26 protein-coding genes are annotated in these 21,854 nt (G+C 68.7%); 18 read left to right on the top strand and 8 right to left on the bottom strand.

Features of this window, described 5'->3' with window-relative positions; all coding sequences use genetic code 11:
- Positions 1-104: 104 nt before the first annotated feature.
- Positions 105-518: a barstar family protein gene (locus tag ABE488_RS09735; RefSeq protein WP_346446184.1), complete on the bottom strand. Its 414-nt coding sequence runs from the start codon at positions 516-518 to the stop codon at positions 105-107.
- 209 nt (positions 519-727) lie between these two features.
- On the opposite strand from ABE488_RS09735, the gene ABE488_RS09730 reads away from it, so the two are divergent.
- Together ABE488_RS09730 and ABE488_RS09725 are read left to right on the top strand one after the other, a co-directional pair.
- Positions 728-1,189, top strand: coding sequence for a hypothetical protein (locus tag ABE488_RS09730; protein ID WP_346448118.1), 462 nt, complete (start codon positions 728-730; stop codon positions 1,187-1,189).
- A 566-nt stretch (positions 1,190-1,755) separates the two neighbouring features.
- Positions 1,756-2,304, top strand: a complete 549-nt coding sequence (locus ABE488_RS09725; RefSeq protein WP_346443600.1) for an outer membrane beta-barrel protein — start codon at positions 1,756-1,758, stop codon at positions 2,302-2,304.
- A 15-nt stretch (positions 2,305-2,319) separates the two neighbouring features.
- Here ABE488_RS09725 and ABE488_RS09720 read toward each other — a convergent pair whose 3' ends face one another.
- Complete coding sequence (locus ABE488_RS09720; RefSeq protein ID WP_346448117.1) at positions 2,320-2,478, bottom strand: hypothetical protein; 159 nt, start codon at positions 2,476-2,478, stop codon at positions 2,320-2,322.
- Positions 2,479-2,517: 39 nt separating this feature from the next.
- Between ABE488_RS09720 and ABE488_RS09715 the strand changes: the two genes are divergently transcribed.
- The 3 genes from ABE488_RS09715 to ABE488_RS09705 all read left to right on the top strand — a co-directional run bounded on the left by ABE488_RS09715 (position 2,518) and on the right by ABE488_RS09705 (position 3,753).
- The gene (locus tag ABE488_RS09715; RefSeq protein WP_346448115.1) at positions 2,518-3,018 is read left to right on the top strand and encodes a hypothetical protein; all 501 of its coding nucleotides are present in this window, start codon (positions 2,518-2,520) and stop codon (positions 3,016-3,018) included.
- Positions 3,019-3,121: 103 nt separating this feature from the next.
- A complete protein-coding gene (locus ABE488_RS09710) occupies positions 3,122-3,412 on the top strand; it encodes a nucleotidyltransferase family protein (RefSeq protein ID WP_346443603.1) in 291 nt (96 codons plus the stop codon).
- On the top strand, positions 3,409-3,753 hold the full coding sequence (locus ABE488_RS09705; RefSeq protein WP_346448114.1) for a DUF86 domain-containing protein: 345 nt from the start codon (positions 3,409-3,411) through the stop codon (positions 3,751-3,753). Before ABE488_RS09710 ends, ABE488_RS09705 begins: the two co-directional genes overlap by 4 nt.
- Before the next feature lie 124 nt (positions 3,754-3,877).
- On the opposite strand, the gene ABE488_RS09700 is transcribed toward ABE488_RS09705, so the two are convergent.
- Positions 3,878-4,777, bottom strand: a complete 900-nt coding sequence (locus ABE488_RS09700; RefSeq protein WP_346448112.1) for a LysR family transcriptional regulator — start codon at positions 4,775-4,777, stop codon at positions 3,878-3,880.
- 94 nt (positions 4,778-4,871) lie between these two features.
- On the opposite strand from ABE488_RS09700, the gene ABE488_RS09695 reads away from it, so the two are divergent.
- The 3 genes from ABE488_RS09695 to ABE488_RS09685 all read left to right on the top strand — a co-directional run bounded on the left by ABE488_RS09695 (position 4,872) and on the right by ABE488_RS09685 (position 7,608).
- On the top strand, positions 4,872-5,606 hold the full coding sequence (locus ABE488_RS09695; protein WP_346443606.1) for an SDR family oxidoreductase: 735 nt from the start codon (positions 4,872-4,874) through the stop codon (positions 5,604-5,606).
- A gap of 468 nt (positions 5,607-6,074) precedes the next feature.
- Positions 6,075-6,500 (top strand): DUF3597 domain-containing protein, encoded by a 426-nt coding sequence (locus ABE488_RS09690; RefSeq protein WP_346443608.1) that lies wholly within the window; start codon positions 6,075-6,077, stop codon positions 6,498-6,500.
- A 229-nt stretch (positions 6,501-6,729) separates the two neighbouring features.
- On the top strand, positions 6,730-7,608 hold the full coding sequence (locus tag ABE488_RS09685) for a type II toxin-antitoxin system RelE/ParE family toxin (RefSeq protein WP_346443609.1): 879 nt from the start codon (positions 6,730-6,732) through the stop codon (positions 7,606-7,608).
- Between the two features lie 30 nt (positions 7,609-7,638).
- On the opposite strand, the gene ABE488_RS09680 is transcribed toward ABE488_RS09685, so the two are convergent.
- Both ABE488_RS09680 and ABE488_RS09675 read right to left on the bottom strand, forming a co-directional pair.
- Positions 7,639-8,661, bottom strand: a complete 1,023-nt coding sequence (locus tag ABE488_RS09680) for a DUF4272 domain-containing protein (RefSeq protein ID WP_346448111.1) — start codon at positions 8,659-8,661, stop codon at positions 7,639-7,641.
- A gap of 74 nt (positions 8,662-8,735) precedes the next feature.
- Entirely contained in the window at positions 8,736-10,181 is a 1,446-nt protein-coding gene (locus tag ABE488_RS09675; protein WP_346443611.1) for a PLP-dependent aminotransferase family protein, read from the bottom strand.
- A 61-nt stretch (positions 10,182-10,242) separates the two neighbouring features.
- On the opposite strand from ABE488_RS09675, the gene ABE488_RS09670 reads away from it, so the two are divergent.
- The 7 genes from ABE488_RS09670 (at position 10,243) to ABE488_RS09640 (ending at position 16,553) form a co-directional block, all read left to right on the top strand.
- Complete coding sequence (locus ABE488_RS09670; protein ID WP_346448110.1) at positions 10,243-10,905, top strand: hypothetical protein; 663 nt, start codon at positions 10,243-10,245, stop codon at positions 10,903-10,905.
- Between the two features lie 87 nt (positions 10,906-10,992).
- Positions 10,993-11,535, top strand: a complete 543-nt coding sequence (locus tag ABE488_RS09665) for a DUF2946 family protein (RefSeq protein WP_346448155.1) — start codon at positions 10,993-10,995, stop codon at positions 11,533-11,535.
- Between the two features lie 181 nt (positions 11,536-11,716).
- Positions 11,717-13,780 carry a TonB-dependent copper receptor gene (locus tag ABE488_RS09660; RefSeq protein WP_346448108.1) on the top strand — a complete coding sequence of 688 codons (2,064 nt, stop codon included), beginning with the start codon at positions 11,717-11,719 and terminating at the stop codon, positions 13,778-13,780.
- Between the two features lie 85 nt (positions 13,781-13,865).
- The gene (locus ABE488_RS09655; RefSeq protein ID WP_346443615.1) at positions 13,866-14,159 is read left to right on the top strand and encodes a helix-turn-helix transcriptional regulator; all 294 of its coding nucleotides are present in this window, start codon (positions 13,866-13,868) and stop codon (positions 14,157-14,159) included.
- Complete coding sequence (locus ABE488_RS09650) at positions 14,156-15,439, top strand: HipA domain-containing protein (RefSeq protein ID WP_346448107.1); 1,284 nt, start codon at positions 14,156-14,158, stop codon at positions 15,437-15,439. Before ABE488_RS09655 ends, ABE488_RS09650 begins: the two co-directional genes overlap by 4 nt.
- Positions 15,440-15,493: 54 nt before the next feature.
- A complete protein-coding gene (locus ABE488_RS09645) occupies positions 15,494-16,048 on the top strand; it encodes a DUF2058 domain-containing protein (RefSeq protein ID WP_346448105.1) in 555 nt (184 codons plus the stop codon).
- A 61-nt stretch (positions 16,049-16,109) separates the two neighbouring features.
- Positions 16,110-16,553, top strand: a complete 444-nt coding sequence (locus tag ABE488_RS09640) for a hypothetical protein (RefSeq protein ID WP_346448104.1) — start codon at positions 16,110-16,112, stop codon at positions 16,551-16,553.
- Positions 16,554-16,573: 20 nt separating this feature from the next.
- On the opposite strand, the gene ABE488_RS09635 is transcribed toward ABE488_RS09640, so the two are convergent.
- Positions 16,574-17,917: an ATP-binding protein gene (locus tag ABE488_RS09635; protein ID WP_346448103.1), complete on the bottom strand. Its 1,344-nt coding sequence runs from the start codon at positions 17,915-17,917 to the stop codon at positions 16,574-16,576.
- Entirely contained in the window at positions 17,914-18,633 is a 720-nt protein-coding gene (locus ABE488_RS09630; protein WP_346448101.1) for a response regulator, read from the bottom strand. The genes ABE488_RS09635 and ABE488_RS09630 overlap by 4 nt, the downstream gene beginning before the upstream one ends.
- 122 nt (positions 18,634-18,755) lie before the next feature.
- Here ABE488_RS09630 and ABE488_RS09625 point away from each other — a divergent pair, with 122 nt between their 5' ends.
- Complete coding sequence (locus tag ABE488_RS09625; RefSeq protein WP_346448099.1) at positions 18,756-19,712, top strand: retroviral-like aspartic protease family protein; 957 nt, start codon at positions 18,756-18,758, stop codon at positions 19,710-19,712.
- 169 nt (positions 19,713-19,881) lie between these two features.
- Positions 19,882-20,772 (top strand): nuclease-related domain-containing protein, encoded by an 891-nt coding sequence (locus ABE488_RS09620; protein WP_346448097.1) that lies wholly within the window; start codon positions 19,882-19,884, stop codon positions 20,770-20,772.
- Positions 20,773-20,919: 147 nt separating this feature from the next.
- Here ABE488_RS09620 and ABE488_RS09615 read toward each other — a convergent pair whose 3' ends face one another.
- Complete coding sequence (locus tag ABE488_RS09615) at positions 20,920-21,618, bottom strand: hypothetical protein (RefSeq protein WP_346448095.1); 699 nt, start codon at positions 21,616-21,618, stop codon at positions 20,920-20,922.
- Here ABE488_RS09615 and ABE488_RS09610 point away from each other — a divergent pair.
- On the top strand, positions 21,617-21,811 hold the full coding sequence (locus ABE488_RS09610; protein WP_346443626.1) for a heavy-metal-associated domain-containing protein: 195 nt from the start codon (positions 21,617-21,619) through the stop codon (positions 21,809-21,811). The two genes, ABE488_RS09615 and ABE488_RS09610, sit on opposite strands and share 2 nt — an antisense overlap.
- The last annotated feature ends 43 nt before the right edge of the window (positions 21,812-21,854 follow it).

The following is a 21,854-nucleotide window of genomic DNA, read 5'->3' as shown; positions in this document are numbered from 1 at the left end:
CGACGCGGCGCGCAGGGCGCCGGTGCAACAGGACCGGCGCCATGCGCGCGCATCGCGCGGCCCGTCCGCCGGGCGAGTGGTGTGCCCGGTGGGCAGGGCCAAAGTCAGCGCACAACCAGCTCGATGTTCGGATGGCTGGCCAGAATCTCGAGCACGATCTCGAAATACGTCTGTCCGGTGCCGGCCTCCAGCGCATCGAGCTGGCGCTGCACATGCGCCACGTTGAAGCGCTCGGGCTGATCGAGCTTGGCCTGCAGGAAGCGGCGCGTCGTCTCCACGCCCAGGTCCTGCCGGTTCTTCTCGAACGCTGTCCACACCAGCGTGACCGGCGCATCGCCGTCGAGCGCGCCGTATCCGCCATAGAGCATATCGTCGAGTGCATCCAGGCTCGGCCCGAGCGTCCAGTCGACCTCCGCCATGAAGACGCGGTTGATCTCGTCGTAGAACGACGCGATGTCGTGGATCCGGCTACCGTCGAGCAGCAGCGATTTGGGCGCGGTGGGCAAGGCGGTCGGCATCGAGTTCGGGCAGAGACGAGCCTGATGGAAGCGAGTGGAAAAGTGAACCTGCCGAGGGCTTAGGGATCGATCCTGCTGTCCTGGCAACCAGAGGGGTCAGCTGGCACAGTGGCAGCCGGACGAGGCGCAGTGTGGCCGTCTTCGAACGAGCTGCGCGGCCTTCGTCCAATCGATTACAGCTTTGGATTCATTCCCGCCCGAGGATAGGCATGAGATACGTACTCATCATTCTCCTTGCTGTGCTCGCTCCATCCACGGGTTTCGCAGGGTTCCCCTTCGAGGCCACGCTCGAAGAAATGAGTCAGAGCGCTGATCACATCTTGATTGGCCGCGTCACCGGCGTCGACATGATCGACGAATACGGTCAGCCTGTTCTGGACCGAGCGACGAGGACTGGTCCTGGGATGACAAATACCATCAGACTTGTGATTGCGGTCGACGAGGTGCTCGTCACGAACGCAGCGACAGTCCCCAAAGTGCTGTCCGTGCCGCTTGCAAGCCACTTGCACTACAGTCTCGGACAAGTGGCGGATGCGCATGAGGGCGATACCGCTGTGCGACTGTTGCTGCTTCAAGGGGACGGGTTTGTCGGGATAAAACCAGGCGTGTTCATGCGTTCGATACGTGACAGGGACGAAGCGCTTCGCCTTTATAGCGCTGCACATCCATAGGGCCTGATCTGAAGTTCCTTTCGACTGTGGGCTCCCTCAGGTCTCGACTGAATGGATGCATTGCTCGGAACACGCAGGTATCTCAGGCCACTGCGGGTACGCGGTTGGGACATGCTTGATGGCGCATCAATTTTTCGAATCTCGGGTTCTCCAAGGCGTCCTTTGGCTTGTGCTCGTTGGGAGCCTTGCTGGCGCGCTGTGGTGCTCCAATCTGTTGGTGTTTCACTACTGGGCCGCGTACGCGCCGCCCGGCGATACAGAGCGTCACCTCCACTGGGCCAAGGTGTCCGTGGCGGCGGCTGCGGTTTTTTTTGCCATGACGTTGCTGTCCGCGGGCGGGATTGCCGCCATTCGTAGGCACCACAGGCCGCATGCTGGTTAGGTCGTGCACCCGCGGGTGACCGCAGCGGCTTGAGGCTGGCGATCTTGGAGGTGCTGATACGGCGCGCGGGTCAAGGTGGGCGTCAGTCGAGCCCACTCTCGAATTAACGAAATATTTACATCGCCGTAGCCCGGTCCCACAGTGCGCGCGCCCGGATGGGCATCCACTTTCTGGAAGGACCTGAATGAAGCACACCCTGATTCTTGCCGCCGCCATCGCGTTGGCCGGCGCCTCGACGCACGCCGCCGCCAGCGGCGCCTTCATCCGCGCCGAGGTCGGCAGCGCGGACACCGAGGCCCGCTATGGCGGTCTGCGCGAAAGCGACTCGGACACCTCGGCGTTGTTCGGCGGCGGCTATTGGTTCACGCCGAACATCGCCGTCGAAGGCCATGCGGGCACGCTGTACACCGAAGACCTGGGCTACGACACCGATTTCGATCTGGTGACGTTTGGTGTGGGCGTGGCGCTGAAGCACAACTTCGGCGCAGATGGCACCGGCTTCTTCGTTGGCGCGCGCGCGGGCGTGGCGCGCATGGTCGCGCAGATCCGCGAGGACACATTCGATGTCGTCGACGACGAGGGTTCGACCAAGCCGTACTACGGCGCGACGCTCGGCTACGACATCAACCGCCGCTGGGGCCTGAGCCTGAACTACACGCGCCATCGCGGCGAGTTTTCGGGGATCGAGGTCGACGTGGAGAACGTGACCGTGGGCGGCGAGTTCCGCTTCTAAGCCATCGATAGCGCGTCATCGCGGCGGCAGGTCCGGCATCGGGCCTGCCGTCGTCGTTTCGGGCGACCGCCGCCGGCCACCGCGGATCATCAGCAGCATGTCGTTGGCGGTGCTCTGCGGCGCGACCTGCATGTGGAACGGGCGGTCGTGAATGCCTTGCAACCATGTGCCCACTGCTTCAGCCTGGCTCGATTCGCTGCAAGGCGAAATCAGATGTTAGACAACCCCGTGATCCGACAGTCTGCTCCAGTCAATAAATGCCTGGTCATCGCGTCCGGCCTGAGCGCGCTCGCCGCGCTGCTGCATCTTGTCTGCATTGCTGTGGGTCCTGCTGGATACCGATTGCTCGGTGCCGGCGAGGGCATGGCTCAGATGGCAGCGGCTGGGCATTGGTACCCGACCCTCGTGACATTGAGCATTGCCGGGATCCTGTCGATATGGTCGCTGTATGCGGCCTCAGGTGCTGGGCTGATTGGCCGCCTGCCCTTGCTGCGCTGGGTTCTGTTGGCCATTACCCTTGTGTATCTGTTGCGTGGCCTGGGATTTTTCTTTCTGACGGAAACATTCCCTGACAACAGCATTGCATTCTGGTATGTCAGCTCAGCGATCTGTCTGGTGTTCGGCGTTGCGCACGCCGTCGGCCTTCGGCAAGTCTGGTCGCGCCTAACGCTATCTCTTCATCAACGTGATAGCCGTGCGGTGACGCAGGGCTGAAGTATTCTCACTGCTCCGGTGGCTTTGCGAGATGCCGACGAGCGACCCGTTACTATGGACCCGGTCCAGCGCAAGAAATTGTCCGCAGATGAGATAGAAGGCCATGAAACCCTCCGACGCCATCCGCCACCAGTTGACCGCTTTGCGCGGCACCGCGCGCCGCTTTCGCGTCGCCAATCCGCGCGTGTATGGATCGGTGATCCATGGCACCGATCGTGATGGCAGCGACCTCGATCTGCTGGTAGACCCTACGCCCGAGACCACGCTGTTCGACCTCGGCGGGCTGCAGGTTGCCTTAGAGGAACTGCTCGGTGTCCCGGTCGACGTGCGCACGCCTGGCGATCTACCGGCCCGGTTCCGGGATACCGTGTTGCGGGAAGCTCGGCCGCTGTGAGCCCCGACCGATTCGAGGGTTGGCTCGATGACATGCGTGGGGCGGCGCAGCAAGCCTGTGGTTACGTGGAAGGCATGACACGCGAGGAGTTCCTCAACGACTCCCGCACTCAACAAGCGGTTGCCATGAACTTGCTGATCATCGGCGAGATTGCGGCAAAGATGATCGAGCGGTACCCAGAGCGCATCGCACGGTACCCCGGCATTCCCTGGGCGGGTATGAAGGGGATGCGCAATCGCATCGCGCACGGATACTTCGAGATCGACATGGGCGTGGTATGGGAAACCGTGCAACGTGCCTTGCCCGATCTTGTCAGCTACCTCGAAACGCGCTCCGACTGACGCTGCGTAATCAAACTTTTCGGGCGGGGCGGCGACGGCATCCGCGGCCTTCTTGCGACGGTGCTCAGTCCTAGGCCGCATTCGATACCAAGGCAACGGCGCCGCGATCGCAATGCCGGTGTCGTCAGCGGTCATTCTCCCGATACGCTCGCACATGCTCGATCAGCGCGCGCAGCTTCGGCGGCTGGTGCCGGCGGTTCGGGAAGTACAGGAAAAAGCCCGGGAATGGCGGGAGATAGGCCTGCAGCAGCGGCACCAGTTCGCCGCGTGCGAGGTAGGGCGCGAAGGTGTCCTCGATACCGAAGGTGATGCCGCCGCCGGCCAGTGCGGTGCGGATCATCAGCAGCATGTCGTTGGTGGTGATCTGCGGGGCGACCTGCACGTCGAACGGGCGGCCGTCCTCGACGAACTCCCAGCGGTGCGGCGCGACGGCTGGCGTCACGCGCCAGCCGATGCAGCGGTGTGCGAGGAGCTCGCGCGGGTGCGCAGGCACGCCGTGGCGGGCGAGGTAGTCCGGCGCTGCGACGGCGACTTCGCGCTGCGGGCCGGTCAGCGGCACGGCGACCATGTCCTGCTCGATCACCTCGCCCAGGCGCACGCCGGCGTCGAAGCCGGCAGCGACGATGTCGAAGACCTCGTCGGTGACAGTCACATCTAGCGTGATGCCGGGATAGGCCCGGGCGAATGTCGCGATCAGCGGCCCGGACAGGAAGCGCTCGGCGATCGAGGTGACCGCTACGCGCAACAGGCCACGCGGCGGGCCGTCATCGACGGCTTCCTCGAGTGCGGTGCCCAGTGCGGCCAGCGGCGTGGCGACCTGGCGATGCAGGCGCTCGCCGGCGTCGGTCAGGCGCACGCTGCGCGTGGAGCGGTGGACCAGCGCGATGCCGAGCGCATCTTCGAGCCGGCGGATGCCCTGGCTGACCGCTGAGCGCGTCACTCCGAGACGGTCGGCGGCGGCGCGGAAGTTGGGGCCTTCGGCGACGGCGAGAAAGACGCGCAGCAGGTTGAGATCGAGCTCCATTGGTTAGCGAGTCTAACCAATAGGTCCAGCGACAAGGGGATTCCGGCCGCCTGGCGCGACGCCTACCGTGGGCGCTCCCACTGGAGACCGTCTCATGCAGACCTTGACCGACCGCATCATCCTGATCACCGGCGCCAGCAGCGGCATCGGCGCCGCCACGGCGCGCGAGCTCGCGGCCCGCGGCGCGACCGTCGTGCTCGGCGCGCGGCGGACCGACCGCCTCGACGCCCTGGTCGCCGAGATCGTCGCTGCTGGCGGGCGCGCGCAGGCGCGTGCGCTGGATGTCGTGTCGCCCGACGACATGCAGGCCTTCGCCGACCACGCGCTCGCCGCGCACGGCCGCATCGACGCCATCGTCAACAACGCCGGCGTGATGCCGCTCTCGCCGCTGTCGGCGCTCAAGCGCGACGAATGGAACCGGATGATCGATGTGAACCTGCGCGGCGTCCTGCACGGTATTGCCGCGGTGTTGCCGGCGATGGAGCGGCAGGGCTTCGGGCACGTAGTCAACGTCGCCTCGATCGGCGCCCACCGCGTGTTTCCCACATCGGCGGTGTACTGCGCGACCAAGTACGCGGTGTGGGCGCTGTCGGAAGGCCTGCGCCAGGAGACCGACCGCCTGCGCGTGACCGTGGTCAGCCCGGGCACCACGACCTCGGAACTCGCCGACACCATCACCCATGCGGGCGCGGCCGAGGGCATGCGCGACTTCCGTCGCATCACGATCGCGCCCGAGGCGGTCGCACGCGCGATCGTCTATGCGATGGAACAGCCGGCGGATGTCGATGTCAGCGAAGTCGTCGTGCGCCCGGTCGCCAGTCCGTACTGAGGCGTGATCGCCGTCCCGTGCTGAGCTCCACAAGCGATGGTCCGTCCGAGCTCGACTTCCCGCGTGCGGGGCAAGCGCCGTGCAGTGGGAGTCTCCGACATCCGCGCTGCAGCCCGAGCGCGCCACTGGGCGTGAGCGTCAGTCCGCGGCCGCTGTCGGGGATGGCGCATCGTCGTCTCCCGTCGACGTAAGGGAGGGCATCGATAGGGCCGCGATCGGCGAGCAGACCGTTGAGCCGGTTGACGAGATGTGGAATGAACCCTTCGGAGTCGCCGCGCATGATGTCCGCGGTGTTGCCGTGCCGGGCGTCAACGGCGACCGGAGGACCGATACGCAGCGCAATGCACGCAGAGGCTGGTGCGCCCGGCATCGTGGGCCAGGGCGATCGGTAGAGGGGCAGGCCGCTTTCATACGATCTTTGCGACCCCGATCGCACAATCGCCGCTCCCGACAGATGGAGCGTCACGCATGGGCCTGTTCTCCAAGATCACCGATCGCATTTTCGGCCGCAAGGCCCCCCCCGCACCGCCGGCCGAGACCAAGCAGCCCAAGGCCGTCGTCTTCACCGGCAGCGAAAACGATCCCAAGGTGTCGCCGCCTGCGCGCAATCCGGCGCCTGTGGCGGCTGCCGCCGAGCCGGTGGATGTCGAAGCGGTGCTGACCGGCATCGCGCAGGAGAAGGGCGGCAAGTCCGACTGGCGGCATTCGATCGTCGACCTGCTGAAGCTGCTCGACCTCGACTCCAGCCTCGATGCCCGCAAGGAGCTGGCGACCGAGTTGGGCGTCAACGCCGGCGCGCACGGCAGCGCCGAGCAGAACATCGCCTTGCACAAGGCGGTGATGCGCAAGCTGGCCGAGAACGGCGGCAAGGTGCCGGCCGAACTGCGCGACTGACGCGCGATATCGCGGCGACGGCCCGGTGCGCTTGCACCGGGCCGTTCGCATACTCGTCGCAAGACGATCCCTGCCGCTGCCGTTTTCCGGTTCGCAGCAGCGTTCGACGTGTAATGGCGACCGTACGCGGCGCCGATCCGGGGCCGCATCGCGTTAGGATGCCGAACTCCCCGGTCGTCCCTCCTGGCACCCGCATGAAGGCCCGCTTCCCCGACGCCTTACAGGCGGCATGAGCACTGCACCGCGCCGCGCGGGCGCCCGAATCGAACCCCGTCTCGAACGTCTGCAGCCGTGGCTCGCCGCGCTGGGCAGCCTGCTGGTGCACGTGCTCGCGGTGCTGCTTCTGCTGGCGTCGACGCCGGTGCCGGTGACATCGCCGCAGGGGGCCTCGTCCGGCAGCCGAATGGTCGTGGACTTCATCGGCATCCCGCCACCGCAGACCGCTGAGGCGCCGCCCAGCCCGCCGCCGCCCACGCGTCCGCCGGTCGCGCCGCCGCCAGCGGCCTCGCGCCTGCAGACCACGCGCGTCGAACGCGCGGAACTGGTCTTGCCGCCGGAGCGACGGGCGCCTGCGGACGTCCCGATGGACCCGCCGCGCCCGGCACCGCAGCCCGCGCCACCGCAGGCGGTGCCGCCCCCGACGCCCGCGCCTGCGCAGGCACAAGCCGCCAGTCCGCCATCGCCGCCGCGGCGCGACCACACTTGGGGGCAGCCGCCGGGCATGCTGCCCACCGAGACCGCGCCAGTGAACGCCGGCATGACCCGAAGCCCGACCGCCGGACGCACGCGCGGCCGCGATTCGGACGCCGACCATCCCAGCCTGGAAGTGGGCGGCTACCAGGTCTATTACGACCTGCGCAGCGAAACCCGGCTGCAGGCCTGGCGCGACCAGGGCATGACCGAGGTGTTCCTGCCGTTACCGGGAACCCGCAAGCTCATGGCCTGCCCGCTGGAGACCGCGCTGCGGCGCGACTCGGGGCCGTGCCGCCTGCTCGACCCGGAAGACCCGGCGATGGCCGGAATCGGCGATGCGCGCGAGGTGATCAACATGCAGCAGGTCTATCGCCGCGGTGAGCCGGTCTGGCGCGGCCCGGGTCCGTATCGCTGAGTCCGGCGCGGCCGTGCGCCGCAGCCCGGCTCAGGTCGGCGTGTCGACGTTGTCCCAGTCGGCGTCCTCGAACCGCACCAGCCAGTTGAGCGCGTGATGGCGCTCGATCACCACGCCGCCGATGAGGCCGCCGGCCGGCGCCTGGGCGTCGAGCTGCGCCTGGCGGACCAGCCAGTGCAGCCGCAGATGCAGATCGAGAGCCTCGAGGATCTCGGCGGCTGGGCGTGGCGTCGGCAGTGCCGGCAGCGTGCCGTCGGCCCAGGCGAGCGCCCGTTGCGCGCATTCGGGCACATCGCAGATCCGGTCCGGGAACGGCAGCGCCTCCGACAGCCCCAGCGCCCACTGCAGGACCGCGAGTGCTTCGTAACGCCACACCGCATCGATGGTCTGCTGGCGCGTCGGTGCCTCGTCGTGCAGGAAGGCCGCTTCCTTGGGCGACAGCGCCGGCCAGCCGGCCGCCAGACGAGCGCGGATGTCGGCCAGCGGCAGCGGATCGCCTTCGTTGAGGGTTTCGCCGCGAATCGCCACCGCCATCAGCGCCAGCATGCGGCCCGCCATTTCGTCGGGGCTACGCAGGACGACCTCACCCTCGCCGACGACGGGCGGCAGCGAGGCCGGCACGCGCAGCGACCTCGCGGCCAGGGCCTCCAAGGTGCGTGCGCGGCGATGGCGCGCATCTGCGGGATAGGGCACCTCGGCATCGGGATCGGCCCCGGCATGACCGACAAGACGCTGGCCGTTCGGCGCATGGACATCGCCGTCGGCGTCCGCGTAGATCGCGTTCGCCGCCTCCGCCCACTGCTGGAACGCCGGCAGCGCATCGTTTGTGATCTCCACCCGATGGTGCCAGTGCGTGCGCTGCAGATGACGGAACGTGTGATAGCGCTGCGCCGTCATCTGCTCGCGCGCGACGTGCATGACGTTCGCGATGCGCGTCTGCAGATGCGCGGCCAGCGCCGGATCGTTGCGCCCCCAGCGGGCGTGATGCACATGCGGCACGTCGAGTGGCGGCGGATCGCACAGGGTGATGTAAGCGTCGAGCGTCAGCGTCATGCGGGGGGCAGGGCGTGGCAGGAGCGGGAGAGCTTGCCAGACCCGGCGCGGTGCACCCGTCGAGGCGTGCTGGCTCAGGCGATCAAAGGCGCGGACGCCGTACGCCGTACCCGCGCGCCGGCATGCGCCGGTGCTGCCCAGCGGCGCGCCATCCGCTGCACCGCGTCGAGCAGGTGCGCCTCCGACTTCGCGTAGGGCATCCGCAGCCAGCGGTCGAAGCCGCCGTCGACGGCGAACGCCGGCCCCGGCGCGAGATGCACGTCGTCGCGTTCGAGCGCCGCGGCCAGTTCGGTCGCGCTGCCGTGCGGCAGCCGCAGCCACAGGCTCAAGCCGCCGGTCGGCAGCCGGAAGCGCCAGTCGGGCAGGTGGGTCTGCAGCGCGTGTGCGAGCGCATCGCGCTGGCGGCGGACCTGCTCACGGCGGGCCGCGAGCATCGGCCCGTCGTCGAGCAGTTCGGCGGCCACCAGTTGATCGAACAGCGAGCTGCCGAGATCGAGCTGTACGCGCGTGGCGACCAGCCGCTCGACCAGCGGCTGCGGCGCACGGATCCAGCCCACGCGCAGGCCGCCCCAGCACAGCTTGGAGGCACTGCCGACGGTGATCGCGTCGCGCGCGAACGTGGCGAACGGCGCCGGCATCGGCGCGTTGGACAAGCCGGTTGCCTGCAAGGTCTCGTCGACGATGGCCTGGGTGCCGATGGCCGCCAGCGCGGCGGCGTAGCGCGCGCGCTGGGCCGCGTCCATCAGCAGGCCGGTCGGGTTGTGGAAATCGGCGATGACGTAGGCCAGCCGTGGCTGGGCCTGCCGCAACGTCGCCTCCAGACCGTCGAGGTCCCAGCCTGCGTCGCCGAGCGGATCGCCCATCGGCGCGGCGACCAGCCGCGCGCCGCCCAGTGTCAGCGCACCCATCGCGTTGGGATAGACCGGGGTGTCCACCGCGATGCGGTCGCCGGGCCTCGACAACGTGCGCGCGACGATCGCGAGCGCCGACAGCGCGCCGGATGTGACGACGATCTGGCCCGGCGTCGTCGGCAGCCCGCGTCGCGCATAGCTGGCCGCGATCCGTGCCTGCAGGGCCGGCAAGCCGGACGGCAGATAACCGTCGCCCGACAGGTAGGCCGGCAGCGCCGCGAGCGCGCGCGCATATGCGGCTGCGGTGCCCGGCGTGGCCGAACCCGCGGCGCGGGTCAGGTCGATCGCGTCGTCGGCGAACTTCGACGCACCGAGCGTGTGGTCGTGTGCGCGGCGCCGGGCGACCGGAACCGCGGCGAATGTGCCCGCCCCCTGGCGCGCGGTCGCAAAGCCCGCCGATGTCAGTTCGGCATAGGCACGCGTGACCGTGTTGCGCGACACGCCGAGTGCGCCGGCGACCGCGCGCTCGCTGGGCAGGCGGGTATCGATCGGGATGCGGCCGTCGCCGATCAGCTCTTGCAGCGCCTGGCACAGCGCGCGGTAGGCCGGCGCGGTGTCGAGGCGGCCGACCAAGGCGGCGAGTCGTTCGGGTGCGAGGCTGCGTTGCATCCGGGCCACTATGTCACAAATGGCTCTATCGGAAAGGGCCAATTTTCGACATCGTGACGTCATGCACGCGACCTCCGCCCCGACCCTCGCCAACCTTGGCCCGCTCGCCCAACTGCGCGCCGGTCGCCTGCCCGAACGCCTGGGCCGGTTGCTGATCGGCCTGTGGATCTACGGGCTGGCGATCGCGCTGATGATCCGTGCCGCAGTGGGCGCCTCGCCCTGGGACGTGTTCCACCTCGGCGCCACGCGACATGTGCCGATGTCGTTTGGCATGGTGATGGTCGTCACCGCGCTGGCGGTGCTGCTGGCATGGATCCCGCTGCGGCAGATGCCGGGGCTGGGTACGTTGGCGAATACGTTCCTGCTGGGCCCGTTCGCCGACCTGCATTTGCTGTGGCTGCCCGTGCCCGAAGGCTTGGCGCTGCGCTGGGCCTACATGCTCGGCGGCGTGGTCGCGTGCGCGTTCGCCACCGCGCTGTACGTGGGTGCGCAACTGGGGCCGGGCCCGCGCGACGGGCTGATGACGGGGCTCGCGCGCCGGACAGGCTGGTCGATCCGCAGCGTGCGCACCGGTATCGAACTGTCGGCACTGGTGATCGGCATGCTGCTTGGCGGCACCGCGGGCCTGGGCACGCTGGTGTTCGCGTTCGGGGTCGGTCCGCTGACCCAACGTTTCCTGCGGCCGCTGGCGGTCAGGCTCGACCCGCCTGCGGCACGCCCCTGAGTCCGCCCAGTCCGGACCGACGGCCTGCGCGTGCCGTCCGGCTTCGCTGGCGTTGCCGTCGACGCTGGATCCAGCGCGCACTTGATCGTGGTCAAGGTGACTGAGGCCGGTTGCACGGACACTGCAGCCATGCACACGTACCGCCCTCGTCCACTGCGATCCGCACTGCCGGTCTTGCGTCGGTGCGATGCGGTGAGGCCGCGCGTGATGGCGTTGCGCAGGCGATATGGTCAGTCGCGGAATGCGCCGTCGGCATGGCACTGGCTTGCCCTGCTGGCGATGCTGCTGCTCGCGGTGGCGCCGGCGATCAGCCGGCTCCAGGCGGGTGTGCAGGCCGAGACCGCGCTGTCGTCTGCGGCCGCGCCTGCGCACGCGCACGCAGCAGGCCATGCCGCCGCGGACGACCACCCGCACGAGGGTGCGCGCGATCACGCGGGCGCGGACGGCCATTGCGGCTATTGCCCGCTCGCCTCGCACCTGACGCTGCTGTCCAATGTGCCGGTCGTGGTGCCGCCGACTGCATGGGCTGCAGCGCCGGCGTTCCGGTTCCACTCGGTCCGGCGCATCGCCGCGACCAATCTTCGCGGCCTCGGCGGGCAAGGCCCTCCAACGCACGCGATCGCCGCCTGATCGCGGAATCCCGGCTTCAGCGCGCACCGTCCCTGCGCACGCCAGCGGCGTGATGCAGGGCGCAGGGCCCGCTCGCGCCCGCATTCCCAATCCCAGACGTCGACCGGCCACAAGGCCTGCGTTTCGACGAAGCCGCATGCGTCACCGGCAGCCCCGGCGACGTTCGATCCGGAGCTCTTCCATGTTGTCCACACCTCCCCAGGCGCAACGCGCCTCCCGCATCGCGATGGCCATCGCCTGCGCGCTTGCGCTACCGCTCGCCGCCCAGGCCGACGACCTGCCCGAACCCGTCAACCTCGACGCCGTGCTGGTCACCGCCGCACCGGTCTCGCCGCTGACCTACGACCTCGACCCGCGCCTGCCGCGCCAGCCGGTGCCGGCCAGCGATGGCGCCGACTACCTCAAGACCATTCCCGGCTTCACCGCGCTGCGCAATGGCGGCACCAACGGCGACCCGGTGCTGCGTGGCATGTTCGGTTCGCGCCTGAACCTGCTCACCAACGACGGCAGCATGCCCGGCGCGTGCCCATCGCGGATGGACAACCCGATGTCCTACGTCTCGCCGGAGACCTTCGACAGCCTGGTCGTGATCAAAGGGCCACAGACGGTGTTGTGGGGCCCGGGCGCCTCGGCCGGCACGGTGCGCTTCGAACGCGAGACGCCGGTGTTCGACGCGCCGGGCGTACGCATCAACGGCAGCCTGCTGGGAGGCTCGAACGGCCGCAACGACCAAGTGCTCGATGTCGTGGCCGGCGCGCCGCAGGGCTATCTGCGTGTGAGCGGCAACCGCTCGGAAGCCGACGATTACGAGGACGGCGACGGCGTCGTGGTGCCCTCGTCGTGGAAGAAGTGGAACGGGGATGTGGCACTGGGCTGGACGCCCGATGCCGACACCGTGCTTGAGCTCAACGCCGGCATCGGTGACGGGCGGGCGCGCTACGCAGGTCGTGGGATGGACGGCGCGCAGTTCCGGCGCGAGAGCGCCAGCCTGCGGTTCGAGAAGCGGGACATCGGCGGCGCGCTCGACGCGATCGAGGGCAGCGTGTTCTACAACCACGCCGATCACGTGATGGACAACTACACGCTGCGCGACCCCAATCCGGCCAGTGCAATGCCGATGCCAATGGCGTCCAACGTCGACCGGCGCACCACCGGGGGGCGCGTTGTGCTGGGTTGGAAGTGGACGGGCTGGGACCTTCAGGCGGGCGTGGATACGCAGCAAAGCCGCCATCGCGCGCGCAAGGGCATGGGCCGGGGTACGTATGCAGCGCAGCCCTGGACCACCGACGCGCGTTTCGAGACCGCCGGTGTATTCGCCGAGGGCACGCGCCACCTGCCGCCGGGCCGGCACCTGACCGGCGGCGTGCGCGTCGACCGCGCCAAGGCCACCGACGAGCGCGCGACGGCCGGCATGATGGGCACGCCGAACCCGACCGCCGGGCAGACCCGCGAGGAAACGCTGCGCGCCGGGTTCCTGCGTTACGAGCAGGAACTGAAGGACACGCCGGTCAGCGCGTACGCCGGCCTGGGCCACACCCAGCGCATGCCCGACTACTGGGAGCTGTTCTCGCCCGGACGCGGGCCGGTCGGCGCCGTCAACGCCTTTGTCGGCATCGCGCCGGAAAAGACCACGCAACTCGACATCGGCGTGCGCTACCGCACGCGGAAACTGGATGCGTGGGTGTCGGGCTATGCCGGGCGCATCGAGGACTACATCCTGTTCACCTACTCGGCCGGCGGCATGATGGGCATGACCTCGTCGGCGGCGAACGTCGATGCCGATATCCGCGGCGCCGAGGCCGGCGTGGAATTCCGGCCGTCGTCGACCTGGAAGTTTGGCGGCACGCTCGCCTACGCCTGGGGCGAGAACCGCAGCACCGGTCAGGCGCTGCCGCAGATGCCGCCGCTCGAGGCGCGTCTGTCGGTAGGCTACGACGACACGCGCTGGAGCTTCGGCGCCCTGGTGCGCGCGGTCGCCAGCCAGGACCGCATTGCCGTCGGCCAGGGCAACGTGGTCGGGCGCGACCTCGACGCCAGTGCCGGTTTCGCCACGCTCGCCCTCAACGGCGGCTATCGCATCAACGAGCGCCTGCAGCTGACGGCCGGCATCGACAACGTCTTCGATCGGACCTACAGCGAGCATTTGAACCTGACCGGCAGCGCCGACTTCGGCTATCCGGCCGACCCGGTACGGATCAACGAGCCCGGCCGCACCGCGTGGGTGAAGTTGAACGTGAACTACTGAGGGTTCGGACGATGAGTAAATTAATTTACATTACAGGCCGGAAAGATGTAATTTAATTTCCATGCCGAAGCGAACGCCGCCGACGATGCCACGCGCCCAACGCCAGATCCAAGCGTTGGGCGCGCGGCTGCGCGCGGCGCGCATGCGCCGGCAGATGACCCAGGGCGAGCTCGCGGCGCGGGTGGGGGTGAGCGTACCGACGGTCGGCAAGCTGGAGCGCGGCGATCCGGCGACGAGCCTGGCCACGATGTTGCGCGTGCTCACGGCGCTGGGGCTGGAGCAGGACATCGACCAGTTGGCGCAGAACGATGAACTCGGCCGCGAACTGCAGGACAGTCGCCTGCGTCGCCCCGCTGCACGTCGCGCGAGCGCGTCGTGAGTCCGTCTCCTGCCGATGTTCAGGCGATCGACCAGGTCGAGGTCTGGTTGGATGCCGCTGGCCTCGGCGGCGAGACGTTGGTCGGCCATCTGGCCCGGCTGCCCAGCCGGACCGGCGACACGCTCCAGTTCCAGTACGCCGACGACTGGGTGGACGGCACAGCCCCGATCCGCAGCTTTGCGCTGGACCCGCAATTACCGCTCCATCGCGGCCTCCATGTCGCGCGCACGGGCGCCAGCACGTTGACCGGTGCATTCACCGATTGCTCGCCCGATCGTTGGGGCAAACGCCTCATGGATCGGCGCGAGGTCATCGATGCCCGCGAACAGAATCGACGGGTGCGAGCACTGCGCCCGTGGGACTATCTGATCGGCATCCACGATGCCTCCCGGATGGGCGCACTGCGGCTGCGCGCGGCCAACGGCCGATATCTGGACGATCGTGAACTCAGCGCGCCGCCGATGACCGAGTTGCGCGCGCTGGAGGCGATCGCCGTGCGCGTGGAACGCGACGACATCGAAGACAGCGCGCTCGACGCCAGATGGATCAGGCAATTGGCGGCACCGGGCGCGTCGCTGGGCGGCGCCCGTCCCAAGGCGAGCGTGCGCGATGTCGATCAGACACTGTGGCTGGCGAAGTTCCCGTCCAGCGACGATCGGCACGATGTGGGCCTGTGGGAGTACGTGACCTATCGCCTCGCGCGCGCGGCTGGCATCGACATGCCTCAAGCACGTCCGCTGTCTCTGTCCAACCTGGGCACCACCTATGCGGTGCGCCGGTTCGATCGGAGTGGGGCCGACCGCCATGCATATGCCTCGGCGCTTACGCTGTTGGATGCGGACGACAGCGAGGACATCAGCTACGTCGAGATCGCCCACGCGATCGAAAACCAGGGCGTTGCCTCGGCGATCGTCGCTGATCTGTCGCAGCTCTATCGTCGCGCGGTGTTCAACGTCCTGGTCGGTAATCGCGACGACCATCTGCGTAACCACGGATTTCTGCGGGCGCCCGATGGCTGGCGCCTGGCCCCGGCCTTCGATGTGAATCCCAACCCGGACAAGGACACGCACGTCCTTTCGATCGGCCTGGACGATCCGTCCCCCGATACCCGGCTGTTGCTGGACACCCGCGCCTACTACCGTCTGAGCAAAACGCGGGCGCGCACGATCGTCGAGGAGGTACGGGTGGCGGTGCGCGGCTGGAGGGACGAAGCCAGGCGCTGCCAGGCACGTGGTACTGAGATCGCGGCGATGGAGGCGGTGATCGACCCGGAGCGCTGACTGGCTGTGGTCCCCCGTATCATGGGGCCCGACACTCCACACGACGTTTCGGACATGGCGAAGGCGAACCCGCTCCAGGAACAACTGCTCAAGGCGGGCCTGGTCAAGAAGAGCAAGGTGGACGAGGTCGCGCGCGAGCAGCACAAGGCGCGGCATGGCAAGGGCGCGCCAGCGCCGACAGAGAGCCAGCGCGAGGCCGAGCGCGCACGCGCGGAAAAGGTCGAACGCGACCGCGCGCTGGCCGCCGAGCACAAGGCCCGGGCCCGCGCTGCCGAACTGGCCGCGCAGGCGCGGCAGATCATCCACGACAAGCAGGTGCCGCGCGCCGGGCAACTGGAGTATCGGTTCACCGCCGACGGCGCGATCCGCAGCCTGCTGGTCGACGAGGCGCAGCGCAAGCAACTGGCCGCAGGCACGCTGGTCGTGGCGCGGTTGGGCGATGGTTACGCGCTGCTGCCACGTGCGGCGGCCGACAAGGTGCGCGAGCGCGATGCCGCGCTGATCGTGGTCGATCACGGACAGGCTGCGGAGGCACCGCCGTCCGAATCCAATGCCGAGGACGACGCCTATTACGCGCAGTTCAAGGTGCCCGACGATCTGATGTGGTGAGGCTGTTGCGGTTCGCGATGACGCGATGTGGTGTGCGCCGGCGAGGCACAGAGGTCATGACGTGACCGTGGTGCCGCGCTTGGCGTTCGCGCCCGATGGCGAGAGCCAGCCGATGTGGCTGGGCGATGCCGATCTGCAATCGCCAGACGGCCGGCACGTGGTCACGCTGCGCTACGCGGGCGAGCCGCCGCATGGCGCGAGCTTCTATGCGGGGCGGATCGATGGCGTGCCCGTTCCCGGTTTCTTCTGGGCCGGCGCGCTGGGCTTTTCGGCCGATTCGCGCTTCTTCATCGGCGGGTGGATGCCGGCGCGCTATGCGCGCAAGACCATCGTCGTCGACATCGCCGCACGTCGGTACCTCGTGTTGCCGTTGTATCTGCGGAGCTTCGCGTTTCACTGGCCGCTGTTGCAGGGCGTCGGTGCCGACACCGACACCCCATACACCGACGTCGACGACGCACTGACCTTCACCCTCCGCAGCGACGCGGCGTGGACCGCCTACTGATCCACGCCCAGCCGCGCGCCTCAGGGCGCGGCGATCGGCAGGACCAACCGCGCCCGCAGGCCACCACCGTCGCGCTCGAGCAGCTCGAGCGCGCCCCCGTGGCGCTGCGCGGTCGAGCGCGCAACGGCGAGACCGAGGCCTGCACCGCCGGTGTCGCGACTGCGCGAGTGTTCCAGGCGCTGGAACGGCTGCACCAGCCGCGCGCGCGCCTCGGCGGGAATACCCGGGCCACGGTCGACCACGTCGACGTATAGCCGGTCGTCGCGCGTGTGGAGCTCGATCTCGGCCGCACCGGTGTAGCGCACGGCGTTGTCGATCAGATTCGACAGTGCGCGACGCAGCGCGAGCGCATCGCCGTGCACGATGGCCGGTACGTGCGCCAGCACCTGCACCGACTGGCCCAGCGCGTGCGCGGCCATCGCCAACTCGCCCGCAAGCGCGGTCATGTCGACCGGCGCGCGCTGCAGCGGCGCGACCTCGCCCTGCGCATAGGCCAGCACCTGCGCGATCATTGTCTGCATCCGCGCGATGTCGGCGACCATGCGCTCGCGATCCGGCGACGGTGCGGTTTCGGCGCGCAGCCGCAGGCCGGTTAGTGGTGTGCGCAGATCGTGCGCCACGGCGGCGAGCATCGCGGTGACATCGTCGGCCTGCGCGCGCAGGCGGGCGTGTGCGTCGGCGATCGTCTGGCCCAGCATGCGGACCTCCGCGGCGCCTTCGACCGGCACCGGTGGCGCGCGCGCGGCCAGGTCCATCCGCGCGCTGGCCTCGGCCAGTCGCCGCAGCGGCAGTGTGAGCCTGCGCGCCATCCACCACGCCAACGGCGCGATCAGCAGCGCGCCCAACGCCAGCGCCAGCAGCACCTGGCGGCGCCACTGCCCGCGTCCGGCGTCGACCGCGCGCACGACCCGCCACGTTCCATCCGGTTGCGCGACCGCCAGCTCGAACGCCGGCACCTGCAACCCGGTCGCCAGCAACGCAGCGCGCACGCGCGCCTGGCGTGCGCGGTCGGTCTGTCCGGCCATCGCCAGTTGACCGTCGTCGACGACCTGCAGCGCGACGTCCGGCTTGCGCTGCCAGGTCGCGCGCACCTGCGCGGCGGGACGCTGCAGGCGCTCGGCGGCCAGCCCGGCCAGCCACGGCACCGGCGTGCCGGTCGGCGCGGCCGTCTGCGTGCGCACCTGCAGTCCGGGCGCCGGCGGCTGTGCGCCCGACAAGGCCGCGATCGCGTCGGCGGGCACCATCGTGGGCATCGGCGGCGCGGGCCACCAGCCGACCACCGCGAAGCTCACCGCCTGTGCCAGCACCAGCGTGGCCAGCGCGAGGCCCCCGACCAGAACCAGAATGCCGCGCGGCCGGCTCACAGGCGGTGCACCGTGGCCGCGAAGCGGTAGCCCTCGCCGCGCAGCGTCTGGATCAGCGCATCGGCGCCGGGCCGCGCCTGCGCCAGCTTGCGGCGCAGCCGGCTGATGGCCAGGTCCACGGCGCGATCGAAGGGTTCGGCCGCGTCGCCGTGGGTCAGCGCCATCAGGCGTTCGCGGTCGAGCACGCGGCCGGCGCGTTCCACCAGCGCCCGCAGCAATGCGAATTCGCCCGCGGTCAGCACCACGTCGCTGCCGTCGGGCGTGCGCAGGACACGGGTGTCGAGCCGCAGCGTCCAGCCATCGAAGCCGTAGCCTTCGGCTGGGCGCCTCGCCTGCTGGCGCAGCTGCGCACCGCGCCGCAGCAACGCGCGCACACGGGCCAGCAGCTCGCGCGGGTCGAACGGCTTGGCCAGGTAATCGTCGGCGCCGACTTCCAGCCCGATCACCCGGTCGGGCGGGCTGTCGAGTGCGCTGAGCATCAGCACCGCGACATCGGCATCGGCCAGGCGCCGGCACACCGACAGGCCATCTTCGCCGGGCATCATCCAGTCCAGCACCACCAGGTCGACCGGCCCCTGCGCGAGCAACCGATCCATGGCGGCGGCGCCGTCCGCACCGCGCACGGCGTAGCCGTGGCGCGCGAGGTAGTCGCACAGCGCGTCGCGGATGCTGGCGTCGTCGTCGACGACGACGATGCGGGCGGTCTCGGCAGTCATGCGGGCATTGTCGCCTGCCTCTGTATCGCGTTCGTATCGCCGATGCCGGCCCCGCGCCGGCGACGACATCGTCGCGATACCTGCGCCCGCTGCAATGGCGGCTCCTTCATCGAGGTGCCCTCATGTCGCTCCGCTTCCTGCTGTCCACTTGCTTGCTGTCCCTGGCTCTGGACGCCCACTGCGCCGCCGCCGCATCACCTTCGATTCCCGCAAGTCAGACTCACCGCATCGAGATGCGCCTCGTCGGCAAGCACCCGCGCGTGCAGGTGCAGATCGAAGGTGTCGCGCGTCCGCTGAGTTTTGTCATCGACACCGCGGCGGGCGCCAGCGTCGTCGATGCCGCACTGGCCGAACGCTTCGGGCTGCTCGCGCCGGCGTCGCGCGAGATGACGATCCAGGGCGCCGGCGGCAGTGCGGTCGCCACCCGGGTGACCGCGCTGCAGGCCTTGTCGGCCGGCGACTTCGCATGGAAGGCGCAGCTGCTGGCGATGGACCTGTCGCAGCTCGCCGAGGGCGATGCGCCGCCGATCGAGGGCATCCTGGGCAACGATCTGATGGCGCGTTTCGACCTGCGCTTCGATCTGCCGGCCGGCGAGCTGCTGCTCGCTCCACCCGGTAGCCTGGCGCGTGCCGAGTGCCTGGACAACGCGCTGCCGCAGCGCGCTGCCGGCCTGCAGCGCTTCGCGTTCGTGCCGGCGCAATTGCGCGACGGCCCACACGAGGTCCAGGTGACCGCCGTCGTCGACACCGGCGCTGCGCAGACCGTGCTCAATTTGCCCGCTGCCCGGGCGCTGGGGGTGACCGAGGACGACACTCGGCTGCGCCGACGTGACGCGGGCACCCGCGGCATCGCCGAGCAGGTGGTCGAGACATGGCTCTACACGCTGCCGGCGCTGGCGATCGGCGACTGGCAGCTCGCCGCCACGGAAGTGCGGATCAGCGCGTTGCCGGTGTTCTCGGTGCTGGGCCTGGCCGAGCGGCCTGCGGTGATCCTGGGCATCGATGCACTGCGCCACGGCCACGTCGACGTGCTGGCGAACGCGGCGGGCGTGTGCCTTGGACGTTCGATGGATCAATGACGCGCTGAAGAGCGCAATGGCATTCCGGGTTTGACTTTTCTCAGACCGATGCCGGCACGCTCTACATCGGCCCGGCAGGACAGAAGTCCCATTTCGAAATGCACGTGAGATTGCGCCTCTCGCAGGTACGGGCAACTATGGCGGTACCAGAGGACGGTACGGATTGCCGATGGAACATCTCATTTTGCTGGGCGCGGTCTTCATCCCGATGCTGGTTGTGATTGCCGGGCTGCTTACATGGCGGTGCGTTCGGAAACTCGACAAGCGCCGCTCACCCCTCACTGTGCAGTGGATGAACCTACCGGGGGAGAGCTTACGTAAGCGAATCGCGACAGATGAAGAGAAGCTCTACGAGGCGACTGGCACCATGGTGGCAGTCGGCCCCATCTTGTTGTCCGCATGGTTGTTGGCCCGCCTCAGCCATGCAGGTATCGATTGGCGTCAGTTTCGCTTTGGCACCGGCGATATCGTGTTTGTGGTCGTACTTGCGTTGATGATGAGCTGGCTGCTCTGGAAGCTGATTCGACATGCCAGACGGCGACGTCACGCTCTCGACGGCCTGCATGCCGAGCTATCAGTTGCACATTGCTTGACGCCACTGATCGCTGAGGGTGCCATGGTGTTCCATGATTTCCCGGCGGATCGTTACAACATCGACCACATCGTCGTCGCACGCAGCGCAGTGTTCGCCATTGAGACGAAATCACGCCGAAAACCGGGAGAGAGAGGCAGAGCTTCCGCTTGTGTTCGATACGATGGGCGACGGCTCGTCTTTCCGAAACATGTCGAAACAAAACCGATCGAGCAGGCTGATTACCAGGCCGATTGGTTGGAAAGGTTCCTGCGCAGCGCTGGCGCCGAAGGTGCGCGTGTGATTCCTGTTCTTGCGCTTCCCGGTTGGTATGTCGAGCGCCCAGAGCATCGTACGCGAGTGATCGTCAACAACTGCACGAATGCGGGTTTCATGATGAGTGATCGGTTCGGCGCGCCGATGTCGGAGTCGCTGAGAAAGCACGTCGCCCACCTTCTGTCCGAACGTTATCCGCCCCCCGAGCTTTGAACGACGCGTGGGATTTACCGCAAGGCAGTGATGGGGCTCGTGGTGCTTCATCGGCTGCGAGAACAGCTGCGCGTCCTGTCGTTTCGCGTGCAATGATTCACACGGGCTCAGTTGCGCTGTTTCTGTTCGGGAGCGATGTCATGATGATCACTGGGCACCGGGCGGCGCCTGATCCGCTCGCCGCTGACGCAGCGCTTGGTACTCGGCCGCATTCATCAGTTGCCCGGCCATCCAGTACTCGCCGGTCGCGCATGCAGCCGGCATCTCCGGGATGACGCGCGCGGGCGCGTTCGGCCCGCCCGCACCGCCCAGGGCGATGTTCTCGCCGATCGAGGCCGCGTGGCCGGTGAAGCCGTCGATGACCTGGACGCGGCCGTCGGCCCCACGCTCCAGGCGGCTGTCGTGATGCCAGATGATCAGCGGGCCGCTGTCGTCGCCGATCCGCAGGCAGCCGGCGGGGTCTGCGTGCAGTCGGCCTTCGATCAGGGCCTGATGGGCCACCATGGATCGCTCGGCGTTGCGGATCAGAATCGGGGGTGCTCCGGGGCGGTCGCTGGACGTGCGAGTGGTCGTGCTGGCAGGGGCGTCGACGTTCGACGAGCAGGCCGCCAGCATCGCGACCGCGGCGCTGGCGAGGAGCAACTTGCCTGGATGCTTCATCTGGATGCACTCCCTTGTGATCGCCTGGATCGGTGTCGGGCCGAACCGCATCGGCGGCTCGACGTTACCAGCCTGCGTGCGAACGGGCCAAGGCGCCCGATGGGGTCGACGGCGCGCGGTCGCGCTTGACCTTCCCACGGTGGCAAGCCGCACACTGCTGCCAACGCATCCCAAGGAGCCCGCCATGCAGTTCCATCTCGACGACATGACCTGCGGCGGTTGCGCGCGATCGGTGACCAAGGCGATCCAGTCGGTCGATGCGCAGGCGGGCGTGGAGGCCGATCCGCCGAACCGTACGGTGGTCGTGCAGACCTCGGCCTCGCGCGAGGCCGTCGTCGCGGCGCTGCGCGAGGCGGGCTTTCCGCCGCGCGAAGACTAAGCTTGGCGCGCGCGTTGCGGCCTGCATCGCCAGGTCGCCATCG

Origin of the sequence: Luteimonas sp. TWI662, assembly GCF_039673825.1 — a bacterium.
In the GTDB taxonomy this organism is placed as follows: domain Bacteria; phylum Pseudomonadota; class Gammaproteobacteria; order Xanthomonadales; family Xanthomonadaceae; genus Luteimonas.
This window is presented reverse-complemented; position numbering and strand designations above follow the sequence as displayed.

Excerpts from the sequence above, each read along its gene's own strand:
- ABE488_RS09700 (WP_346448112.1), bottom strand. The coding sequence starts at position 4,777 with ATGGAGCTCGATCTCAACCTGCTGCGCGTCTTTCTCGCCGTCGCCGAA.
- ABE488_RS09710 (WP_346443603.1), top strand. The coding sequence starts at position 3,122 with ATGAAACCCTCCGACGCCATCCGCCACCAGTTGACCGCTTTGCGCGGC.
- ABE488_RS09670 (WP_346448110.1), top strand. The coding sequence starts at position 10,243 with ATGCACGCGACCTCCGCCCCGACCCTCGCCAACCTTGGCCCGCTCGCC.
- ABE488_RS09620 (WP_346448097.1), top strand. The coding sequence starts at position 19,882 with ATGGAACATCTCATTTTGCTGGGCGCGGTCTTCATCCCGATGCTGGTT.
- ABE488_RS09690 (WP_346443608.1), top strand. The coding sequence starts at position 6,075 with ATGGGCCTGTTCTCCAAGATCACCGATCGCATTTTCGGCCGCAAGGCC.
- ABE488_RS09610 (WP_346443626.1), top strand. The coding sequence starts at position 21,617 with ATGCAGTTCCATCTCGACGACATGACCTGCGGCGGTTGCGCGCGATCG.
- ABE488_RS09660 (WP_346448108.1), top strand. The coding sequence starts at position 11,717 with ATGTTGTCCACACCTCCCCAGGCGCAACGCGCCTCCCGCATCGCGATG.
- ABE488_RS09680 (WP_346448111.1), bottom strand. The coding sequence starts at position 8,661 with ATGACGCTGACGCTCGACGCTTACATCACCCTGTGCGATCCGCCGCCA.
- ABE488_RS09630 (WP_346448101.1), bottom strand. The coding sequence starts at position 18,633 with ATGACTGCCGAGACCGCCCGCATCGTCGTCGTCGACGACGACGCCAGC.
- ABE488_RS09615 (WP_346448095.1), bottom strand. The coding sequence starts at position 21,618 with ATGGCGGGCTCCTTGGGATGCGTTGGCAGCAGTGTGCGGCTTGCCACC.
- ABE488_RS09735 (WP_346446184.1), bottom strand. The coding sequence starts at position 518 with ATGCCGACCGCCTTGCCCACCGCGCCCAAATCGCTGCTGCTCGACGGT.
- ABE488_RS09655 (WP_346443615.1), top strand. The coding sequence starts at position 13,866 with ATGCCACGCGCCCAACGCCAGATCCAAGCGTTGGGCGCGCGGCTGCGC.
- ABE488_RS09675 (WP_346443611.1), bottom strand. The coding sequence starts at position 10,181 with ATGCAACGCAGCCTCGCACCCGAACGACTCGCCGCCTTGGTCGGCCGC.
- ABE488_RS09695 (WP_346443606.1), top strand. The coding sequence starts at position 4,872 with ATGCAGACCTTGACCGACCGCATCATCCTGATCACCGGCGCCAGCAGC.
- ABE488_RS09730 (WP_346448118.1), top strand. The coding sequence starts at position 728 with ATGAGATACGTACTCATCATTCTCCTTGCTGTGCTCGCTCCATCCACG.
- ABE488_RS09725 (WP_346443600.1), top strand. The coding sequence starts at position 1,756 with ATGAAGCACACCCTGATTCTTGCCGCCGCCATCGCGTTGGCCGGCGCC.
- ABE488_RS09625 (WP_346448099.1), top strand. The coding sequence starts at position 18,756 with ATGTCGCTCCGCTTCCTGCTGTCCACTTGCTTGCTGTCCCTGGCTCTG.
- ABE488_RS09645 (WP_346448105.1), top strand. The coding sequence starts at position 15,494 with ATGGCGAAGGCGAACCCGCTCCAGGAACAACTGCTCAAGGCGGGCCTG.
- ABE488_RS09715 (WP_346448115.1), top strand. The coding sequence starts at position 2,518 with ATGTTAGACAACCCCGTGATCCGACAGTCTGCTCCAGTCAATAAATGC.
- ABE488_RS09685 (WP_346443609.1), top strand. The coding sequence starts at position 6,730 with ATGAGCACTGCACCGCGCCGCGCGGGCGCCCGAATCGAACCCCGTCTC.